This is a genomic window from Candidatus Phycorickettsia trachydisci, assembly GCF_003015145.1.
Taxonomy (GTDB): domain Bacteria; phylum Pseudomonadota; class Alphaproteobacteria; order Rickettsiales; family Rickettsiaceae; genus Phycorickettsia; species Phycorickettsia trachydisci.
This window is the reverse complement of sequence record NZ_CP027845.1, coordinates 952830-975170: the sequence shown is the minus strand read 5'-3', so window position 1 is coordinate 975170 and position 22341 is coordinate 952830. Positions and strand designations below refer to the sequence as shown.

The 22341-nt window shown below is 38.1% G+C and carries 7 protein-coding genes; 2 read left to right on the top strand and 5 right to left on the bottom strand.

The genetic code is table 11. The features are described from left to right. Positions 1-68: 68 nt before the first annotated feature. Entirely contained in the window at positions 69-818 is a 750-nt protein-coding gene (locus phytr_RS04265; protein ID WP_106874641.1) for a hypothetical protein, read from the top strand. Between the two features lie 83 nt (positions 819-901). Here the strand turns inward: phytr_RS04265 and phytr_RS04260 are convergent, their stop codons facing one another. The 5 genes from phytr_RS04260 to phytr_RS04240 form a co-directional block, all read right to left on the bottom strand. Beyond that, on the bottom strand, positions 902-1873 hold the full coding sequence (locus phytr_RS04260; RefSeq protein ID WP_106874640.1) for a hypothetical protein: 972 nt from the start codon (positions 1871-1873) through the stop codon (positions 902-904). Next, positions 1870-3930 (bottom strand): S9 family peptidase, encoded by a 2061-nt coding sequence (locus phytr_RS04255; protein WP_106874639.1) that lies wholly within the window; start codon positions 3928-3930, stop codon positions 1870-1872. The genes phytr_RS04260 and phytr_RS04255 overlap by 4 nt, the downstream gene beginning before the upstream one ends. Positions 3931-3995: 65 nt before the next feature. Continuing rightward, positions 3996-5702: a penicillin-binding protein 2 gene (gene mrdA / locus phytr_RS04250; protein WP_106874638.1), complete on the bottom strand. Its 1707-nt coding sequence runs from the start codon at positions 5700-5702 to the stop codon at positions 3996-3998. After that, positions 5696-6280, bottom strand: a complete 585-nt coding sequence (locus phytr_RS04245) for a ribonuclease HII (protein WP_106874637.1) — start codon at positions 6278-6280, stop codon at positions 5696-5698. The genes mrdA and phytr_RS04245 overlap by 7 nt, the downstream gene beginning before the upstream one ends. After that, the gene (locus phytr_RS04240) at positions 6231-7493 is read right to left on the bottom strand and encodes an AmpG family muropeptide MFS transporter (protein ID WP_106874636.1); all 1263 of its coding nucleotides are present in this window, start codon (positions 7491-7493) and stop codon (positions 6231-6233) included. Before phytr_RS04240 ends, phytr_RS04245 begins: the two co-directional genes overlap by 50 nt. Before the next feature lie 140 nt (positions 7494-7633). Here phytr_RS04240 and phytr_RS04235 point away from each other — a divergent pair, with 140 nt between their 5' ends. Continuing rightward, the gene (locus phytr_RS04235; protein WP_106874635.1) at positions 7634-22339 is read left to right on the top strand and encodes a type IV secretion system protein; all 14706 of its coding nucleotides are present in this window, start codon (positions 7634-7636) and stop codon (positions 22337-22339) included. The last annotated feature ends 2 nt before the right edge of the window (positions 22340-22341 follow it).

Here is a 22341-nt window from a genome sequence, read left to right as displayed (position 1 = left end):
GAATATTATATTTGATCTATTTTGGGAGCTGATATAATTGAATTAAGCAACTTAAATGGGTAGATATTATGGAATGGATACATATTACGGATGAATTATTGGGAGCATTACCAGACCTTACAGACCAAGAACAACAAGGTATGTATCATCAATTAACGAATTTTGAAACTCCCTGGGGTATGGCGGATGAAATCGATGCGACAAGTTTTTTATTAATAGCATTTAATTTTAAGCCTGTCCTCGACTCAGATACATTTAAAGAAAGCTTAAAAGGTTTAGATTGGATTAGTATTAATTATATTATAAAAGATTTAAAATCTCTTTTTTTAATTGCCCCTTATGCTCATAAGTCATTAGAAAAACAACTTGATAAATATCCTTTACCGCCAGATAAAAATCAGATGGATAGACTGAAGTATGAACGTTGGGAGAAATTAAGAGCTGTTGATCATGTCAAAGATTTAATACATCAAACAATTAATAAAATTGAAGGAGATGGTAAAAATGAACTTAGAAAAGAATATATTCTATCTAATTTTAATCCACTTATAAAAAGATCGTGTCTATATAATGATGAAAGATTGTTGAGAGAATTTTGGGGATATTTTAAAAATTATAAAGATGAGGGGACTTTGAGAGAATTTTGGGAGTATTATAAAAATCCTGATGAGTTAGAAGAAGCATGTATAGCTATAGAAAAGTCTAAAGAGGATGCTAAACAAAAACATTTAAGGGTAATGCAAAAAGTACTACGTAAATTAGAAAAGGTACATGTATCCATAAGAGAGTTAAAGAAAAATGATGAAGAAGTAGGTTAATTGAATCAGATTCAATTATATATTGGTATGCAAGTCTTCCCCTAAACTGTCTAGCTTTTTGGGTGGGAGATTACGGGTTTGTGTTACTTAAATTCAATCAGTACAAATTCATCGGGATTAACAGATGAATCGACCATATTATCGATCAGCTTATCTAAATACTTAAATGGTGAGATTACTGTACGCGTTGATTCGGGTAATTTATTAAACAGACTATATGAAAATATTGTGGGGAATACTTTATCTCCTAGCTGATAATTAATTTTGCTTTCCCATAATTTTGTTCCATCAATTTTGGATATGCGCGCGTTGCAAGATATGGGATATCCACAAAGTTGTGTTGCTTCTACTGAGACTGCATCATCAAAAATTTTAATGTTATGCAATTCTGGAGAGAGTACTTCTATTAAACTGACTTCAACGTTAACATTAGGTTCCTTATCTTCATCATTTTTAGTATAAATAGATAGTTTACCTAAGTATGGATAGGGAATTTTGCCCCTGCGCTTTTGGCCCTCTTGCATACCTACTACGAGATTTTCTATAATAGGGTGAGCTTCGCCTCTTCCGAGGATAATACGTTGATTTTCTTTGGTATCGATCCTAAGACCTTGTTTAGAAATATGGTAATCTATAACTACTTCAGCACCACAATAAGCAATTTTCGTGCTATCTTGGGTAATAGGATTAATATTCAATACCTCAAATGTTTGATCAAAAAAGACAGTGTTATTAGTCTTAACAACTGGTTGATTTAATCGAACTGTTAGAGGTTTGACAAGCTTTAATATAAGGTCAGAACCTTTTTCTGATTCAGCCATCTTGACTACAACATTTGCGGCAAAATTACTTAAAAAACCTAACTTTTCTACTTGAGGTTTTTGGGATGTTTGATTTTCTGTTGCTATCTCATTTGCAATTTTTGTGTCGGTGGGGGTGCTTTGAGTTACTTTTTGTTCGGAAGTCTCTGCTGTTTTAACCTCTTTTTTGTATGCGTTATTCATCAAAAGGTATAGCGCGCCAAAAATCAGTAATGTATTTAAAATGCTTCTCATATGTTTATATTAAAAATTTTGAGTATAAATAGATAATCATCTGCAACCTCTTTTAAGTAGTCAAATCTTCCAGAAGCACCCTGATGTCCGGTATCAAGATTAGTCTTAAACAGCAGCATATTATTATCTAACTTATTTTTTCTAAGTTTTGCAACCCATTTTGCCGGTTCAAAGTAACCAACTCTAGGATCACTTATACTAGTTGTAATAAAAAGAGCGGGATAGTGTTTTTTTTGCACATTATCATAAGGGGAATAAGATTTGATATAATCAAAAATTTTATCATCTTCCGCGGGATTGCCCCATTCTTTATACTCTCCAGGCGTCAGAGGCAGAGAGCTATCTAGCATGGTATTTAATATATCAACAAATGGTACATGAGCTATTGCTGCCTTATAGAGTTCTGGCGCAGTATTGATAACATTACCAATTAATAGTCCTCCAGCGCTTCCTCCGCAGATCACGATATTGCCTTTTGATGTGTAGTGATTGGCAACTAAATCCTTTGAAACCGCAATAAAGTCTTCAAATGTATGTTTTTTATTCAAAAATTTTGCTGACTCATACCACTCATATCCAAGTTCATCTCCACCTCTAACATGTGCAATAGCAAATACAAATCCTCTATCCACAAGAGAAATGATGCTAGAGCGAAAAGCTGGGGTCATGCCTATTCCATAAGATCCATATCCATATAGGTATAAAGGATTTGAGCTATCAAGTTTCACTAATGACTTTTTGTATAAAATACTAACAGGAACTTTGAAGCCATTATTTTCTGTCCAATGTAGCACGGCTTGGTAATCATTTGGATCAAAGCCGCTAGGAATTTCAGTTACCTTAATGACATCGAGCCTATTTTCTTGAAAGTTATATGAGTAGATTGTATTTGGTCTTGCGAGTGATGAGTACGCAACCCTTATATCATCTATAAAAAAGTTTGTTGAGTATCCGTTTGCAGTGTATGATGCATCAGGAAAATTGAGCTGTTTTTCCTCTTTGCTATCAAGGTCCAAAACTTTGATAATTGGTAATGCTTGCTTTTTGTAGTTAAGTATGAGGTATTTTTGCGTTATATTAAATGATTCTAAATATCCATCTTTATCTGCTGGGATATATTCTTGCCAAAATTTATCTTCTGTGTCTTGAAGATTTGTTGTAACTAATCTGAATTGGCTACTTATATCATTTGTTAGAATGTAGAAATTATCCTTATTATGGTCCAAACTATACAGCACTTTAGTACGCATTGGGCTAAATAGCTTAGGCATAATAGACAAAGTGAATAAGTCGATGGTATACATTTGGTTTTCTTGACCTCCGCCATCATTTATCAATAAAAATCTTTTACTTGAAGATAATCCCAAATTAAAGTGATATAAAGGATTTTCTTCTTTTAATATCAGCTGATCAGGCTCTTTTGAATGAAGTAGATGAAAAAATACTTGTGTAGCACGCCAGTTTTCATCAGCAAGAGTATAAAATAAACCTAATTTATCTGGATTTTGATGCCAAACAATTGCTCCAATGGTATCTTTGATATTTTCACTTAGGTATTTGCCAGTTTTTAAATCCAGAATCTTAATAGTATAGCGCTCATTGCCTTGGTGATCTATGCTGTAAGCAATCATACTATGATCGGGGGATACTGACATTGCTCCAATTTTGGTGTATTTTTTTCCTTTTGCTAAAAGGTTGACATCTAAAAATACTTCTTCTTTTCCATCTAAACCTTTTTTTCGGCAATATATTGGATAATCTAATTTTTCTTCTGTACGGCTATAGTAGTAATACTCATCCCTTTGAACTTCTTCAGACTTGTCAGTTAGCTTAATACGCGCTTTGATTTCATCGAAAAGTTTTTGCTTTTCTTGTTTGAAATTACCAAAAAACGCTTTTTCTGCATAATCATTTTCGGCTTTGAGGTAATCTAAGACTTCTTTATTAGAAACATTGGGCCAGGATTTATCACGAAGCCAAAAATACTCATCTTGAATTGTGTGTTTGCCAACTGTGTACGAAAAAGGTATTTGTTTTGCTATAGGTGGTTTATTCATATTATTAAAATTTTTATAAATGAGTATACAGGAAATGATGATAATGAAAAATAAGGTTATTTTGTTTACCACAACAAATCAAAAATTTTCTTTGCAACGGGTGCGGCATCTCTTCCTCCGGATCCTCCATGCTCAATTACTACCATAACTGAAAACCTTGGATCTTCAAACGGACCAAAGCCTCCAAATAATGCATGATTTCTTAGATGCCATGGAATGTTTTCTGGATCAAGTACATTTTTTTTAGAAAAAACTTGAGCGGTTCCAGTTTTGCCGGCTAAAATAATTTTACTTTTAACGGCTTTACTTGTACCGGATATATGATTGACAGAGCGCCACATTCCTTTATGTATTACCTCAAAATATCTAGGATCTAGCCCAAGTTTTTGGCTTGATGAAGGTCCATCTAATTTTAAATGATAACTTGCAAGTCTGCCTTTGCAGGCGATTATACTAATTAAGCGGCTGAGTTGCAGAGGGGTTGCGGCAATTTCACCTTGTCCAATGCATAAGTTTAGTGCTTTACTTAAAGAAGGTTTGAAAATAGTTAAACCTGGTAATGATCCTTGAACTTCTCCAGGAAGGTCAATGCCAACTTTTTGCCCTAATCCTAAAGAGCGAGCCATATCTGTTATATTCTTTTGGCCTACAATCTGGGCAACATGATACATATAGTGATTGCAGCTAACCCCAATTGCTTCTTCCATATTAAGTAAGCCATGTCCATCAAGCTTCCAGCAATTAAACTTATCTCCTAAAAAGCCCCCTGCTTTACATAAAAATTTTTCATTTGGAGAAATTCCATATTTCAGTGCAGCAAGGCAAGTGACTAACTTAAAGATGGATCCAGGAGGAAAGACAGAACTTATGGCTTTATTTAATAGGGGTAATTTAGGGTCTTGTTGCAAATTTTGCCACTTTTTATGAGATAGGTTTTTGGATGCAAAATCGTTGCTTTCAAAGTTAGGGCTTGAGAACATTGAAAGAATTTGCTGCTTTTTTAAATCATATACTATGGCTGCTCCCGTTAGGTTTTGAAAAATTGTAGCTATTTTATTTTGCAGGGAGCAGTCTATGCTCAGGGTCATATTTTGGCCAGTTTGACTAGGGGATAAGTTAAGTTCACGTACAGTATTACCATGTGCGTCAACCTCAAGCTCTCTGATACCAAATTCTCCTTTTAATTCTTGATTATAAGTTTTTTCAATACCGCTTTTACCTATGGGGCACACTCTGCCGAATTCATCATACTCTAAAGTAGCGTAACCTATTAGATGCGACATACAATTTGCAAACGGATATCCTCGAATCAGGTTATATTCAATGAATACGTGTTTGAGATCAAAGATGTTTTGCTCAATCAGCACAACTTGCTCCCAAGATAAGTTTTGCATTAGGAGTGCGTTGGCGGTATTCTTAATTTTTTGTTTTATCTCTTGTTGCTGATAGACAGAAAGTTGTAATAAGTTAAAAACTTTTTCTAAAGAATTTTGGGCTATCTTAGAAGTGGGGCGTCTAAGTATGAGGTTAAACTGTTGAAGATTAGTTGCAACTTTGATGTCTTTACAGTCAATAATTTCACCTCTGATGGGAGTAAGTAGAATTTTTGATGTTCTATTTTTTTTGGAGCGTTGAAGATATTGGTTGTATTTATATAATTGCAAATATCCAAGACGTCCTACTAATAATGCTACGAGACTTGCTTGTATTCCTCCTAAGACAAATTGACGACGAGTGATTAAAAAATTTCGAAAAATCTTAGGATCTAGCATTGTGCTATTTTAAATGTCTTGCGATGATAAGGACTTGTGCCAAGTTTTTTTATTGCATCCAAATGCTCTTTGGTACCATATCCTTTATTCTTACTCCAATTATAACAAGGAAACTCATTATGTAGCATTTGCATTAGATTATCCCGCCATACTTTAGCAATAATCGAAGCTGCGCAGATGAGTTCATGGGACTTATCGCCCTGAATTATACTAAAAAAGCGAGTATCATCAAATTTTAAATTACCATCAACAAGTGCAACATCAAAATAAATCTTAAGGTTATTTATTGCCCTAATAATTGCCAGTCTATTCGCCAAACTTATGCCTAATAAATCAATTTCTTCTGCACTGACTATTCCTATTGCGCAAAGGTATTGATCCCAAATTTTATTACTCAACTTCTCTCTTTGCGCTGTACTTAAAAGTTTAGAGTCTCTGCCGTCAAATACATAATCTGGTATTAAGGTATTTTTGTAGGTTACGGCTCCAGCAACTATGGGGCCTGCGAGTGGTCCTCTTCCGACCTCGTCACTTCCCACTATTATTTTCTTCAATTTGATCTGTTTGTATCTTTTTATTTAAAATGTATATTAATCCTAAAGCTGGCATTGAAACTGCAGCAGTAAATACGAAAAAAGTATCCCATCCCATAATTTTAACTAAGGTCCCTGTGAAAGAAGTTAAAAAACTGTTCATAAAAGCTGAGCAGCTGCTTAGCAAAGCAAATTGGTTTGCTGCAAACTTAACGCTGCATAATATACTGATATATCCACTCAATGCTCCTGCTCCCATACCTCCAGTAAAATTTTCGCAAATATTTGTGATAAGAAATACCCTCATGTCTCCATGAGCATGATTAAGCCAGATATATCCTAAATTTGTTACCATTTGGGCAGTGCCACAGATCATAAGCCCTCTTAAAGTGCCATAACGCATCATAATCATACCTCCAACGTAAGAGCCAATGATTGTTGCTATGAGTCCAAAAGTTTTAACAACAAGACCAATTTGAACTAAAGTAAACCCCGCTACAACATAAAACTTCATGCCAGAAAACGCAAGCATCGCATCACCAAGTTTATATAATATAACAGTACTAAGTATTAGTATTATGTGTTTGCGTTTAAATAAATCTTGAAATGACTTAGCAGTTTCTAAGAAAAATCCTCCGTCATGTTTAATAGTCTCTAAACTAGTCTGAATAACTAAACATAAGCATGCTCCCAGAATAAAAAGCCAAGACATAATCTGGAAAGTAAACTTCCACCCTTGAAGTTGTCCTGCAGAGATTGCGCATGCTCCAGTTAAGATAAGACCTAGTCTATATGCAAGTGTAGCGTGAGCGACTCCCAATGCTTGCATTTCGGGCTCTATCATCTCGATTCTTAAGGCATCATATGCGATATCATAACTAGCTGCCAAAAAGCCTATTATAATGCTTAATATCAGTATTCTATTGAATACACTTTCACTTGGGGTAAGAAAACTTAAATAATAAAGTATGCTGGCTATACCGACTGAGGTTAAAAACATCCAACTTCGCCTGCGTCCTAGATGTTTTGTAAGAATTGGTATGTGAAAATAATCAATTGCAGGGGACCATAAGAATTTCATAGAATATGGCATTCTTGCCGTGGCTAGTATGGTTACGGTAGCAAAATTAATTTCATAGTGATTAAGCCATGCAATGAGGGTTGTGTAGAGAATTGCGAATGGCATGCCGCTAATAATTCCTAATATAAAAATCTTAGAGAATCTTACATCAGTGAAAATTAAAGATAGTTTTTTCATAAATAAATTTTATTGGATCGTCACTTAATAACATATTTAAACACACTTCTAACTTTTTTAACGTTAAAAAGGCAAAGCTAGTTAGATAAATCGTTTTGGTTGAATAATATTACAGTTATCTAATATTAGTTTATGCTTTAATGTTTCGGTATATCGTATTTATAGTATTAATCTCATTTTGCACAAATGCAAGAGCTGCTCCCTCTTGGTTTGGAGGAAATCCATTTTCTTACGTAGGATCCAATGCTCCTAGTGGTAGCAGTTCAACTGGAGATTTAGATTTTTCTGGTTTAAAAACATCTTTCATAGCTCCTGGTATTAACGATACTACAAACGGCGGCTGGAAAAATACAGGGATTCAAGCTGTTTCTGGTCAAGCTATGTCATTTCAAAAAGATCTGAGCAAAGGTGTTATTATCAACCCAGTTGTTTATTTAATAGAGTATCGAGCAGATTATAGATTTAACTATCCAGTAGTATTTATTTACACGTGTAATAGTAGCGGTACTTCTTGTACGCCTGATTATTCAAATTATTCAGGTTTGAGTTCTACTAATGCCTCAAGTAATACAGTAAGTGTTTTAAACAACTATTTTGCAATGCAAAATAGGGGTATCCCAGTGTATACAGGAGACCTTGTCAATATTACCTATCCTAATCTTACAAGTTCGATGATTGATATTGGTTCAGCTAGCGTTTCTACAACTGGTACTTATATCAATTTATTAGAACTAAACTCTAAGGCTGGATATTCGTCAGATAATACTATGTTCAACATGAGTGCAGATGACTTTTGTAGAAATAATACGTCTTTAATTACATCTGGATTTTCAACTTATTGTATCCTGGGCTCAAATAACCTTTATCAATATAAGATCCAAACTTCTACTACTAGTGCTCTATATAATATAGTAGGAGGTATTAGTCCTCTTGCGAACTACTCTATTCCCTCCTGTAATAGTTCTGCGAGTTATTATCGTACTAATTTCTTAAATTCAATTATTTCAGCAATGAGCAGCTCATCAAGCTCTTTATATTTAGGGGCGGTTGATAATTGGATAAGAAATTACTTATTACTTGGTGGAACATTTAATGATATTCGCAGCACCTATACAAGTCTTTCAAGCAAGCCTTCCTCTATTGGCCAAACTTCCTATCCTTACCTATATCAACTAGCAAATGGTGATACTTCTACAGATTCTGACCTACAAGCTATTGCATTAAGTACGACCTTAAATTACTGCCTACAAGATAAGGGTCTAGGATTAGAAGTAGATGTGGGTACGACGGTTGTTAAAACTGAACAAACCCCATTTATTCCTATAGTTACAAGTAGCGTTACTAATTACGTTTATTCATTTACCTCACCAGTAGATGGTTTATTAAGTTTTAGAAATACGGCCAAAATCAACTCAGGAGCAACTTATCCATTTGATAATTTTGATGCAAGGATATCTGCAACAAGCGCAAGTAGTAGCCCTTACTCCAGCTTTATATCTAGTAGTAACAAAATGAATGGGTTGAATTTTGGACGCTATTTATTAGAAGTAAGGGTTGGTCGTGGCAGTGCATATGTTGCTAACGTATTGTCAAATCTACAATATAACTATTATATTCAGTCAAGCGGTGGCTCATCTCCAACGAGTTCAACTTCTGGCACTACTATTCCTGGATTTGGTCAATTTGTAGCACCAAGCAGTGGTACTATCTGGGTTAAGGTTACAAGCTCTGATCCTAATGTTAGTGGTAGTGCTTATACAAAAGTTCAAGCTAATAATGGTTCGCAAGCGTTATCAGATGGATTAAATAAGTATGTTGTTCAGCCAATAATTAGTCAATTTGCTATAATGATGCGCTTAATATATGATGGGCCGACTGGTTTGATCAATAATAGCGTTCTTATCAAGATTGTAAAAACTGCTGCGGTACTTTATGTAATAATATTTGCTATATATTTCTTATTTGGCCAAGTAAAGATCACGGTCGAAGAATTGGTGTCACGAATAGTCAAAATCACCTTAACAGTTAACATATTATTTAGCTCCCAAAGTTGGACATTCTTTAATACTTATTTATTTGATTCTGTTCTTAGAGGTACTAACTATTTTATTCTGGTATTTACTGGTCAAGATGCAGCGAGTATGACGCCATTTACGTTTCTTGATCCTATTTTCAATACTTATACCTCTCCTGCTTTTTGGGGAGCAATTTTCGTTCAATTCGTCCAGATTTGGAATGGCTTATCTTTTATGGCCATAATCACGGTAATGGGTATAGGTGTTTTCTTGACAGCTGTATTTGAGGTAGTCATGACTTACGTTTTGGCATTTATCACGATGTATATTTTGATAGGTATTGCTCCAATTTTTATACCTTTAATGTTGTTTGGAGCTACATCTGAGTTCTTCTATAGATGGATTCAGACCCTTGTGAAAAGTATGTTAGTGCCTGTTGTGTTCATTGTGCTGATTCTTACTTTTGATATCTTTATTCATCAAGTTTTGAGATCTACTGTTGTTTCTAATCATTGGGGATGTCTTAAGTTTTTTAGTATACATGTGAACTTGGGGGGTAAGGATTTAACTTTGTTAGACAATAATTCCAACTTTTGTTTGCCATTTTTTGTGCCAAATGTAACGAATTCTTATAGTACAAGCTCGCAATCCATATTAAACAACCTGCAAAATATCTCTACGACTGATCTTCAAGCAACGGCAATGGCTGGGGCGCAAAGTTCTACTTCAGCGGGTACGGGGAATGACTCACTAGCAATCTTAGATAATACGTCGCAACAAAGCACTGTTGGTGTATCATCTTTAGCTCAATCCGTGCTACTTGGATACATGAATGTAATAAGAGCTGCGTTCTTATACTTTACTTACGCAATCGTAGCTAAGAGGCTTTTAGGCATAACAGAAGAGATTGTTGGCAAAATTACTGGAATTACGGCAAGTACCTTTGATAAAGCTGTAGGGCAGATGAAAGCGGCGCCTCAGGATATACACTCAACTCTTAGCAGAAATGTCGAGATATACAAAAAAAGTGCAGATGCAGTCTCGAAATTGCCGGGACAGGCTATGCGGGCAATATCAGCAATTGATGCCGGGATAGGTCAGGGCATTAGTGCATTGAAGCAATCTAACTCCTGGAAGGGGCGTCTTTTAGGTCAAGCATTAGGAGGAATTAGAGGCGCTACTAAGATGGTCACAGGTGCTGTAAAGGGTATATATAAGTTTGAAAAAGGCATGTTAAATTTAATGAAGCCTTCATATGATGATGATATTTTGCAGCGTCCAGGTCGTTTTGTTAAGCATGTGACAGATACGGTTAAGACTGCTGCTTGGGCTACCAAAACTGCTTTAAAAGTTGCTACATTCCTACCTATGAAAGCTGCTGAAGTTGTAGCTAGACAACTTTTTAAGGACCTTTACTTTAAGAAGCACAAGGATAAGGCGCTCAAAGGAATACTTGATGGTATGTCTAGTGAAGATAAGGCAAAATTTAGCAAAATGTCTTACAAAGAGAAGAATAAAATGCTGGATGATATGATGAATAAAGAGGCATCAGCTTATGCTAATGAGAGATGGCAAAAACTTAATCCTAGTAGACTTCTTAATCCTCTAAAACTAGCTGATGAAGCACGTTTTAGAAGAAAGCATAAAGGTGAATTTGCTGATTTGTATAGTGTAGCAGGGAGAGCAAAATATAGGGAAGCAATGAATGATTATACTGCTTATAAAGGGCAACAAAGATTTGATAGAGTGTTTAGCCCAGTTAAGCGATATGTTGATGAAGCGCGTTTTAGAGAAAAATATAAAGACAAGTTTACTGATTTAAATACTGCAGCAGGCAAAGCAAAATATAGAGAAGAGATGGCTGCTTATTCTGCTGAAAAGGGCAAAGAAAGACTTGGTATGGTGTTAAATCCCTTAAGAGCTTGGAATGAAAGATCATTTAAGAATGTTAATAAATCAATTTACCAAGGTCAATATAAGTATATAAAAGGTCTTGAAGAAGCATTAAAAGATAAATCTCTTGATCCTAATAAAGCTAAAGAATTTCAAGCATTTATAGATAAGAATAAAGCAACTTATCAAGGGTTGCATACAACTGCTGGTAGAGCCGCATTAAGGGATGCTGCAAAATTTTATGCAGATGATAAGGCTAGGAGTAGATCTTTACTGCAGTTTTTGCCTAAATCAAAAAGGAGGGATGAAGAACAATTCATGCGTGAAAATAGAGGTAAGTTTACAGAATTGCATACAATTGAAGGCATGCAAAAACTTAGAGCTGCCGCAAAAGGCTTTGCTGCTGAACGAGCTGAATACAGAGCACTAGATCGTTATGGTAAAGGATTTTTCCAACAAAATAAGGGTAATTTTGCTGATACAGTAGAGGGGAGAGGTAATTTAAGACAAGCTGCAAGAGAATATTCTGCTCAAGTGAAGCAAGATAGAATGGCAGAATTTGAGAAAAATCCTAGAGGTGTTATAGGAGCTTTAATCACAGATAAAGTGTTTGGTCAAAGTTTTAGAAAATCTAGAGAGTTGCTGAGTAAAAAGTACGATGAAGATAAATTATCAAAAATGTCTCCTGCTGAGATAATTAGAGAAGCTGCTGGTGATAACAGGGCTACATTTCGAACGAGAGCATCCACAAATATCTCAAATACAGCTTCCTTGACGCGTAAAAGTGTTTTAGAGGCCCCATCTCGTTTTGTGTCAGGGGTTAATTCTGTGAAGGGTTATGCACTTCAAAGTGGAGCTGTTGTAGCTCAGATGCCTTCTAAAGCTCGTGATGCTTTAGGTGCAAAAATTGATGCAACTAGTCGTGTCATAGACACAAAAGTTCGTAACGTCAATACTCTCATGGATAACCTGGTTAAAGCTGGTGCATCTGATTTAAAAGATATTAGCTCTAGGGTTAAAGAGACAAGAAATGACGCTGTGCAAGGAGTTAGATCAGCCGCAACAAGTTTTGTGTCTGGAGTCGGTGCTGTTAGAAATCTTGCTTCTCAAGGAGCTCAGTTGTTTAGAACGGGAGTGAATGCTGCTCGTACAACTATGGATAATCTAGCTAAAGCTGGCGCGTCTGACCTAAGAGATATTCGTTCCAGGGTTAAAGAGACAAGAAATGAAGCTGTGCAAGGAGCTAGGTCTGCTGTAAAAGATGTTGTTTCTGGAGTTAGTGCTGTTAGAAATTTTGCTTCTCAAGGAGCTAGGATGGTTACAACCGGGTTTAATGCCGTTCGTACAACTATGGATAATCTGGTTAAAGCTGGCGCATCTGACCTAAGACGTTTTCGCTCTGATGTTAAGGATACAAGAGATTATATTGTTTCTGGAGTTGCTTCTGGAGCTAATGCTATGGCGTCTACACGTATTGGAAAAAATATTGTTACTGGAGCTAAGTTTGTAGGAGCTCTACCTCCTGTGAGAGGTCTTGCCTCTGGATTAGCTGCTGCAGGAGGTGGAATTGTTTCTGGAGCTAGGACTGTAGGACGTGGAATTGCCACTGGAACTGGGATTATAGGAGGAGCTGTGGCTGGAGGAGCCCGTTATGTAGGAGGTGGAGTTGCTGCTGGAGCTGGGATTATAGGGGGTGGAATTGCCACTGGAGCCGGGATTATACGAGGGGCTGTGGCTGGAGGAGCCCGTTATGTTGGAGATGGAGTTGGTTATGTTGGAGGTAAAATTGCCACTGGAGCTAAGACTGTAGGAGGTGGAATTGCTACTGGAGCTAGGACTGTAGGAGGTGGAATTGCCGCTGGAGCTGGGATTATAGGAGGTGGAGTTGCCACTGGAGCTGGGATTATAGGAGGTGGAATTGCCACTGGAGCTAAGACTGTAGGAGGTGGAATTGCCACTGGAGCTAGGACTGTAGGAGGTGGAATTGCCGCTGGAGCTGGGATTATAGGAGGTGGAATTGCCACTGGAGCTAAGACTGTAGGAGGTGGAATTGCCACTGGAGCTAGGACTGTAGGAGGTGGAATTGCCGCTGGAGCTGGGATTATAGGGGGTGGCATTGCTACTGGAGCTGGGATTATAGGAGGTGGCATTGCCACTGGAGCTAAGACTGTAGGAGGTGGAATTGCCACTGGAGCTAGGACTGTAGGAGGTGGAATTGCCACTGGAGCTAAGACTGTAGGAGGTGGAATTGCCACTGGAGCTAGGACTGTAGGAGGTGGAATTGCCACTGGAGCTGGGATTATAGGGGGTGGCATTGCTACTGGAGCTGGGATTATAGGAGGTGGCATTGCCACTGGAGCTAAGACTGTAGGAGGTGGAATTGCCACTGGAGCTAGGACTGTAGGAGGTGGAATTGCCTCTGGAGTAGGTGCTGCAGGAGGGTTTGTTGCTTCTGGGGTAGGCGCTGTTGCGTTACTTGGTGGACTTGCTGCAAAAGGTGTTTCCAATGTTGCTTTAGGCGGCGTGTCTATGACAGGAAAGGTTATCTCTAGAGTTGGTACAGCTGCTTTGGGCCTGCCCTCCTTAGCTAAACGTGTTGGAAGAGGTGTTGTTGATGTAGTTAGCGATAATGCTTCTCGAGCAACTAAATCTGTTACAAAAGGAGTTGATGGTTTTCGTGAGGTAGTAAGTACAAAAATTGATGCTGTTGGTCGTGATATCGATAAAGGAATTCGTGGTGTCGGTACTACTGTAATCAATTCGCGTGCAGTGACAGCTGTTACTAAATTCGGTTCTGCTACTTTAGATAAAGTATCTGCTTTAAGCAGTGCTGCTTATAGTGGAGCTGGAAAGGGAGTTCGTGAGTTTCGTGATTCTGCAGATCGTTCTCCTGTAGTGCAAGTTCCTTCTATGTTTGTTTCTAAGGTAGCTAATTCTATTGTAGGTAAGGGTGTTTCTTGGGGAGTTGGTAGAATTGCTGTTGGAGCTGGAGCTGTTGGGGGCGCTCTCTCTTGGGCAGCTGGTTCTGCCTTAAGAGGGGCTGCTGCTGGAGCTAGGGATATATTGGATAGGGCGCAAGCTCCAATGTTGCAATATGCAAGAGATAGTCTTACCGATAGATATGCAAAAAAAATAACAGATGACTATATCAAGCAAGTAGGGAAAGATCAAGCTAAAAAGGATATATTATCCGGTAACTTTAAAGTATATGATCAGGCAGATCAGGCATATCGTCAACTAGCCAGTAGATTAGGGAGTAATAGGAGTATAATTAAAGAAGCCCTTAAGCAAGATGGTTCTGAGATGCGTTCTAGCATTATGAAAAATATGGATGGTGTTGCTATTAGAAGTGCGACTAGTAAATATGCGGGTGAAGCCGGCAGAGATTTATATAATCATCTTGCTGAAGGCGGAAAGCTGGGAGCCGAAGCGATATCAAAAGGCTGGCGATATTCAAAAGCCGCTGCTATTCAAGGTTTAGATAATGCGATAGTAGGATCGGTTAAAGGTTTAAGTCAAATAATGACAGGATCGGTCAAAGGTGTTGTTTTTGCTGATAAACTTATGGATAAGGTGCTTGAGGCTCAGATCATGGGTGGTCTTAAATTAATTGGGGCTCTTGCCGGTTTTGCCCTAGATTCCGTAGCAGGTCCTCCTCCAGGTCTATCGGCAGATCAACTTAAGAATTGGGAAAAACAAAGAAGAGAGGCTTTAGGGGGAGATCTTTATGATATATTTTTAAATTCATCTAAATCGCAGTTAGGAGCTATTCCTGGTCTTGATGCTAAAACTGCAGCAGTTTCTTTAGTCAATCCTATGGCTGGAGCATATATGATGTATAGAAACAATAGTGGATTGCCTGATACACCTGGCAGTAAAATGATGACTTTGGGTCTTATTAACCCTGTGTTAGGTGCTGGTTATGCTGCTGGTTATGCTGGGCAGCGTGGACTAGAGGGAGCAAGGCAAGCTTTATCTGAAATAAGGCAACCTCCTTCTTCTGATAAGTCAGTTACATTTAATCTTGGAAATGAGACATATGTCTTACAACACTCTAAGAAAAGCGAGCCTGTTTTGGTTAGGATGACTCCAAATGGTCCTGCTGGACCTGGTATCATGCTTAAAGAAGGTAAGAACACGTTATCTTTAGGTGATCAATCCGCAACTATTAGTGTTTTATCTAAAAAGGATGCATTTGGACGGGTATCTTATTCAGCGGGGCTTGTTATAGATCCGGCTTATGCCAAAATTACGGAGTCCAGAGCGCTTAGTTATGGTCCAAAGATTGGGGATATGCAGAAGCCTAATACTATAAATATAGCGGGGCAAGAAAGGTCGGTATTATCTGCTTATGGTAAGCCTTTAGAGAGTGGATTAATGGGTAAGGCGACCTTGTTAAATACGAATAAAGCGGGTAGAACGACTGTTATTACCGTTGGTTCTCGTGAATTTTTACCCGATATAAAGCAAGGTGTGCAACTTAAAAAGGTGAGTGAAGAGGGAAGGGATGAATCTAGAAAAAGAGCTTTAACTCCAAGAGATAATTTACTTGGAGATATACGTAAAGGCGTTGTACTTAAGCAGGCAGGCGTAGATGGTAGACAAGCTGCAATTGATAGAAGTAATGAAAGATCACGAGCCCAGCGTAATATTATAGCTAATGCAGTCAAGGCAAGAGAAGATAGACTTGATGCTGGCGTGCTTGCTGCTCGAGATCAAAAAAGAGAAGCTGATAGCTTAAGGAGGAGTATAGAAGCCAAAAAAGAAGCTTTAGCTTTATTTAAAGAAGGTTCTGGAACGATAGAATTATCTAAAAAGACCGAGAAGTTCTTAAATAGACTAAAAGCATCAGATGAAACTTTGCAAGAATTTAATAACCTAAAGAGTAAAGGGAGCTTATCAGATTCTGAATCTGTAAGGTTAGCAGAATTAAGAATACAGATTAACAAAGATAAAACATATGAAAATTCATTAGGTAGGTTAGGAAAGGAGGTAGAAGGTTTGCGTGAAGGCGTAAGAGATGCTCGCAAAGACTTCGAAAAAAGGACAATGGGAGATATTGCTGGCAGCAAGGATAAAATGGAGAGAAGTTCAGAGATGTCCAAAGCAATAGGTAGAGAAGAGGCTTTACTTAAAGCTATAGGTTCTTCTGTAGAAAGAAGGCAAGATACTTTAGATGCTGTTAGAGCCTTAGGGGGTAAGAGTAAAGATTTAGAACAGGCTGAAAAGACGGTTGCTCAATCTATGGCAGCAATTAAAAGCGGTAGAGATTTATCCAAAACTGAAGTTGAAAATTTAAGCAATGCAACTAAGATCATCAAAGAAGCAAAAGAGCTTTCTGTTAATGCATTTGATCTAGCAAGGGGTGAGCTTGGAAATATAAGAAGAGATAGAAAAGAAGCATTAAAGAAATATGAAAGTGCAACAAGGGGAGTTTTGTCTAAGATTGATTCCAGATCACAACAAATTAATGATAGTAAGAAAGAAAGAGATGAGGAATTAAAGGTCTTGAGGAGTATGAGAGGGGTTGGTGGTGTTGCTAGTCCTGCGAGAGCTACAACGGATGCTTTAAGAGAGTCTATATCAGCTCAAGCTGCTTTGGGAAGTGCTAGAGATAATTTCGAAAGAGTTATAAAGGCTACTCAAACGCGAGATGTATCTACTGAAGAATTAAAACTCTTAGCAAAGGCTACTGAACAGATCAAGCGTAGTGATGGAGCATCAAAGAATGCTTTAGATAAACTTGAAAAAGAAAGAGAAAGTATCGTAGATGCGAAACGTAAGATATTCTCAGGTATTGCGGCTGATGCAGCAGCTAGAGGCAAACAGTTACAAGAACGCAGAGCTGAAGAAAGAGAGGCGATTACTAAATTAAGTCCAATAGCAGCTGCGGCAGCAGCCAAGGCTCGCAAATATAGCGCTTTTGATGCCGCTTTAAAATCAAAGCAAGCTGATGATAGATTGGACCCTAAAAGAACCGCTGAAAGTGCTAAGGTAGATCTTGCAAAACGTATTGCGCAATTGGAAGGGTCTGATAGATTTGCTCCAACGAATGTTGAGTCAGGATTAAAATTAGGTAAAGCTAGTTACGATGGGGTTGGAGATAAGTTAGTTGTGAGAAGTGGTGTAGCTGGAGAAAGTGACCGTATGTTAAAAATGACGGGTGCTCAAGATGCTCAATTATCTCGCAAGACTTTCGAAGCTGCTAAAGAAATCGCAAAGTCTAGTGATTCATTTAAGGAGATTACTGGAGTACCGGCTGGTAGTCGTAAAGAGGCATTAGAAAAAGCATTTGGATTAACACAATCTGCAGATTTGAGGGCAAAAAACCTCATTAATGATGTTGCCAGAGGGCAAAAAGAAGCTGGAGATTTAAAACAATCTTTGGAGAGGGATACGGAAAGATTAAGCAAGTTTTTATCTAATGACAAAGATAGAAATCAGCTTGTTGAGAAAAATAAGGGTATTTTAGATAACATTAATGTTTTAAATGTCCAATTTAGCAAAGACAAATCTCGTTTTGAAGAGTTGTCTAAAAAGCAAGATGATAGAACTTTAACTGGCCTTGAGAGAATTGAACTAAGCAAATTAAGGGAGACTATCAGTAAAACGGAGGATTCATACAAGTCAGCTTTACAAGGGCTGAAAGATCGTAATGAAGAGATCAATAAGCAAGTACGTCAGCAAGATGCACTACAAGCTGTAACTCGTGGTTATGTTGTTCGCAGAGCGGCAGATAAAGAAGCTACAGCGAGTATAGAAAGAACTGCTGAGCGTAAAGGTCAAGCAGCTGAATTAATGAGTCAATTAGCTAAAGATACAAAAATATTAAGTAAAAACCTTTCTGATGAAGGTAGAGCTCAGCTTGCCGAAAGAAATGAGAAAATATTAGGTAGGATAAAAGAATTAGACACTCAATTTAAGGATGATAGTGTTCGTTTTAGGGAACTATCTCAAAAACAAAAAGAAGGAGCCTTATTATCACAAGAGAAAGCAGAACTGGGTAAATTAAGGGAGCGTATTATTCAATCTAGTGAAGCTTATAAATCTGCTTTAGATGGTTTGAAAGACCAGAGTGCGGATATCAGTAAACAAAGAGAAAATACTGTCTTAAGGCTGCGTAATGAAAGAGCTGCTCTAAGGGATCAAAGGGCAAGTTCTGGGGAGGCTAGATTTGGAGCTGCTGCAGGAATATTTAGAGATGCAGAAAAACGTGCAGATATTGCTGAACAAAGATCTAAAGATGCGGTAGCTAGACAATCAAGTATTGCAGCTGTAGAAGGAGCAAGAGAGAATGCGGCAAAATTATGGTCAGATGGATCTGGTAGGATAAGAAGTGCGCCCTCTAGTGAGCAATTAAAAACTCCATCTCAGGTGGAAAAACTTATCACTGGGTCAGCCGTAATTGCCAGCCCATTAGTTGCCCGTACAGTGACTCAGGCTAGAGGGGCTCCGTCAGATCTTGATAGGAAAAAAGAGTCCTCTAAGTCTGTTCAAGGTGATGAGTGGAAAACTGTTACAAAAGGTAAAGCTGTAGATGCCCCAACGATAGCTTCATCTTTACGCGAGTATAAACAACAGGAAACTGCGGCGACGAAAATACAAGGGGCCTTCCGCACTCGTGCTGCTATTAATGATGCTAAAGATCAGTTGTCAGCATTAAGGGTTGAAAAGAATAAACGTGAAGCGGCCTTAGATAAAGCTGCTTTGGATACTTATAAAGGTAAGATGACTGACGTATTAGGTGAGATGAAGACTAAACAAGAATCATCAGTACAGCGAGCCCAAGCTGACTTAAAAAGTCATAAAGAGAAATTTACTGATATATCAAAACAAGCAGCTAAGGGAGCGGCTTTTGCTGAAGGTGCACGAGCTATACGTGCTGCTAGTAGAGACGAAGCTAGTAATGTTGGAAAAATTGATATTGCTGATCGTGCCTTGGTTTTAGAGGCAGCTAGGGCTCGTGATGAGCGTAGAAAAGATGCCAGAGATGCTTCAACAAAAGGAGATGTGACTGTTATAGTACGCGCTTCGGCTTTACAGGCAGCTAAGGATCGAGATCAGGATAGGCAAGCAGATAGACAGAGAGCTGCTGCTATTATTCCAGAATTACAGCAAAAATACGCTGCTGCAATGAAAGATTTGGAAGATGCTAATAGACGTTACAATAATGCTGAAAAATTCGTCAAGGATCGTGGAATGAGTCCAACAGCACTTCTTAGAGAAAGGGAAGACTCTGAAGGTTCCAGCGGATTGGGTAGTTGGTTGAGAGGTTTACGCGGAGATATAGTTAAAGAGCAAGCTAAAGAGATATTGTGGGGAGCTGCAAAAGTTAAAGAATCCGTTGAAGCAGAATATAAGCAAATAGAAGCTGAATTGAAAAAGGCACAGCAAGCGGCTCGACAAATTGGTAAAGAAGCCCCAACGCAAGTGAGTGAAGCTGACTTAAAAAGCCATAAGGAGAAATTTACTGGTATAGCAGTTAGTGCAGCTAGCGCAGCTACAGAAGGAGCTTTTGCTAAAGGTGAGCGAGCTATACGTGCTGCTGATAGAGGTGAAGCTAGCAATATTGGACAGAAATTTGATATTGCTGAGCGCACTTCGGCTTTGCAAGCATCTAGAGCTGATGATGAGCGTAAACAAAATATTAGAGCTTCTGAGGAACGTAAGAGAGATGTGAGGGATGCGGCAAGTTCTGGGGGAGTAAGTATTGCTGAGCGCATTGACGCTTTGCAGCGATCTATGACATCAGATAAGTTACAAAAAGTTACAAGAGAAGGCGTAAAAAAACAAGAAGTAGCCAAAGAAGCATCAGTGCAACGAGCCCAAGCTGACCTAAAAGATCATAAGGAGAAATTTACTGGTATAGCAGCTAGTGCGTCTACAGAAGGGGCTTTTGCTAAAGGTGAGCGAGCTATACGTGCTGCTGATAGGGATGAGGCGAGTAATATTGGCAAGGTGGCTGGAGTGGATATGAAGCAGCGCGCATCAGCTCTGCAAGCATCTAGAGCTGATGATGAGCGTAAACAAAATATTAGAGCTGCTGATGAACGTAAGAGAGATGCGAGAGATGCGGCAAGTTCTGGAGGAGTAAATATTGCTGAGCGCACTTCGGCTTTGCAGCGATCTATGACATCAGATAAGTTACAAAAAGTTACAAGAGAAGGCGTACAAAAACAAGAAGTAGCCAAAGAAGCATCAGTGCAACGAGCCCAGGCTGACCTAAGAGATCATAAGGAGAAATTTACTGATATAGCAGCTAGTGCGGCTACAGAAGGGGCTTTTGCTAAAGGTGAGCGAGCTATACGTGCTGCTGATAGAGGTGAAGCTAGCAATATTGGACAGAAATTTGATATTGCTGAGCGCACTTCGGCTTTGCAAGCATCTAGAGCTGCTGATGAACGTAGACAAAATATTAGAGCTGCTGATGAACGTAAGAGAGATGCGAGGGATGCAGCAAGTTCTGGAGGGATAAACATTGCTGAGCGCGCATCAGCTCTGCAGGCATCTATGGCTGGAGATCTTGGTCGACAAGGAGAAAGGTTTGATATCATAAAGAAGATGAATGTTAAGATTAGTGGTTTTAATGAAGAAAAATTTAGTAAAGATATAAATTCAGAAATTAAAAAATTGGAGAAAAATAACGTAGATACATCATCTTTAAGGGGAGAAGTAAATGAGTCTTTAAAACAGTTGACAGAATCGAGGGATAAATTTCTTGATACATTTAAAGTTTATCAAGATTTAGTTAGTAAAAAAGAAGCTGGTACCCTTAGCTCAGATGAACGTGATAAGTTTATCGATTTAAATAAACAAATTCAAGATAGTAGTAAAGAATTTAGGGAGACTCAAGAAAGAATTGTAACAAAAGTTCAACAGGGGGCAATATCAGATAATAGAGGTGACCAAGAACGAGTATCTATTAGACCAGCTACCCCTTCCTTGAATTACAAAGCTGATGCAAATACAAACAATTTTTTAGGAGCCGTTGCTACAGGAAATTTTGCTGATTTAAAGAGGGTAAAGGATAATACAAATATTTTTGCTAAAGATGAAAGAGGTAATACGGCATTACATATAGCTGCTAGGAATGGCAGAGAAGATGTAATAGAGTACCTGTTAAGTATAAATCCTGATATCTCAAAACTAGTTACAGAGAAAAATCAAGCAGGATATACTGCTATGGATATGGCTATGGCTGCCGCAAGATCCTCGGATCCATTGAAGCGTGTGAATACAAAAGGAGTGCAGCGTGTTTTAGCTAACCAAGAAATAGAAAAATCTTTACTTGAAACGAATGAAAATATAGAAAAATTTAATAAGTATATTGAGAAAGCCCAAGAGCAAGGAATATCTATAAATCGAGATGAATTAACTAAAGTTCAGGAATTAATAGAACGTGCTGAAAACAGGATTAGTAGCGTAAGAAAAGATTTGGATACAAAAGCAAGTAATAATGATTCACGTAGTAAGCTTACAGATTCAACATTTAATGTGAACTTCCAGAGGGCTCAAAAGGCTTTAACACAATCTCAAGAAGCGCTAGAAAATCTGCAAAAAATAGCTCCGTTACGTCAAGAAAAAGCTAGCGGAAAACAACAATTGAAGAGACAGTCTACTGATGAAGACCGGGGAGGAGCTGCTCTAGCTAGAAGTAAAAGTGAAATCATAACTCAAGATATAGAATTAGGTGTACAAAGAAAAGTAACGGTTACTCCCCCACAAGTTACTAGACAAGAACAAGCTAGCTCTAAATCTGCTATTTCAGGTTCAGCAGAAGGTGCTAAAGCGGCTCCAACACTTACAACTCTTGAAGGGCGTAAGGTTTCAAGCAAGCCGTCGGATGAAGGTAGTCCAAAAAATTCAAGCACATCTAGTGGGGGTGGAAGTGCTGCTCCAAGAGGATCAACTAATAAACCAAAAGATAGTAAAGGATAACT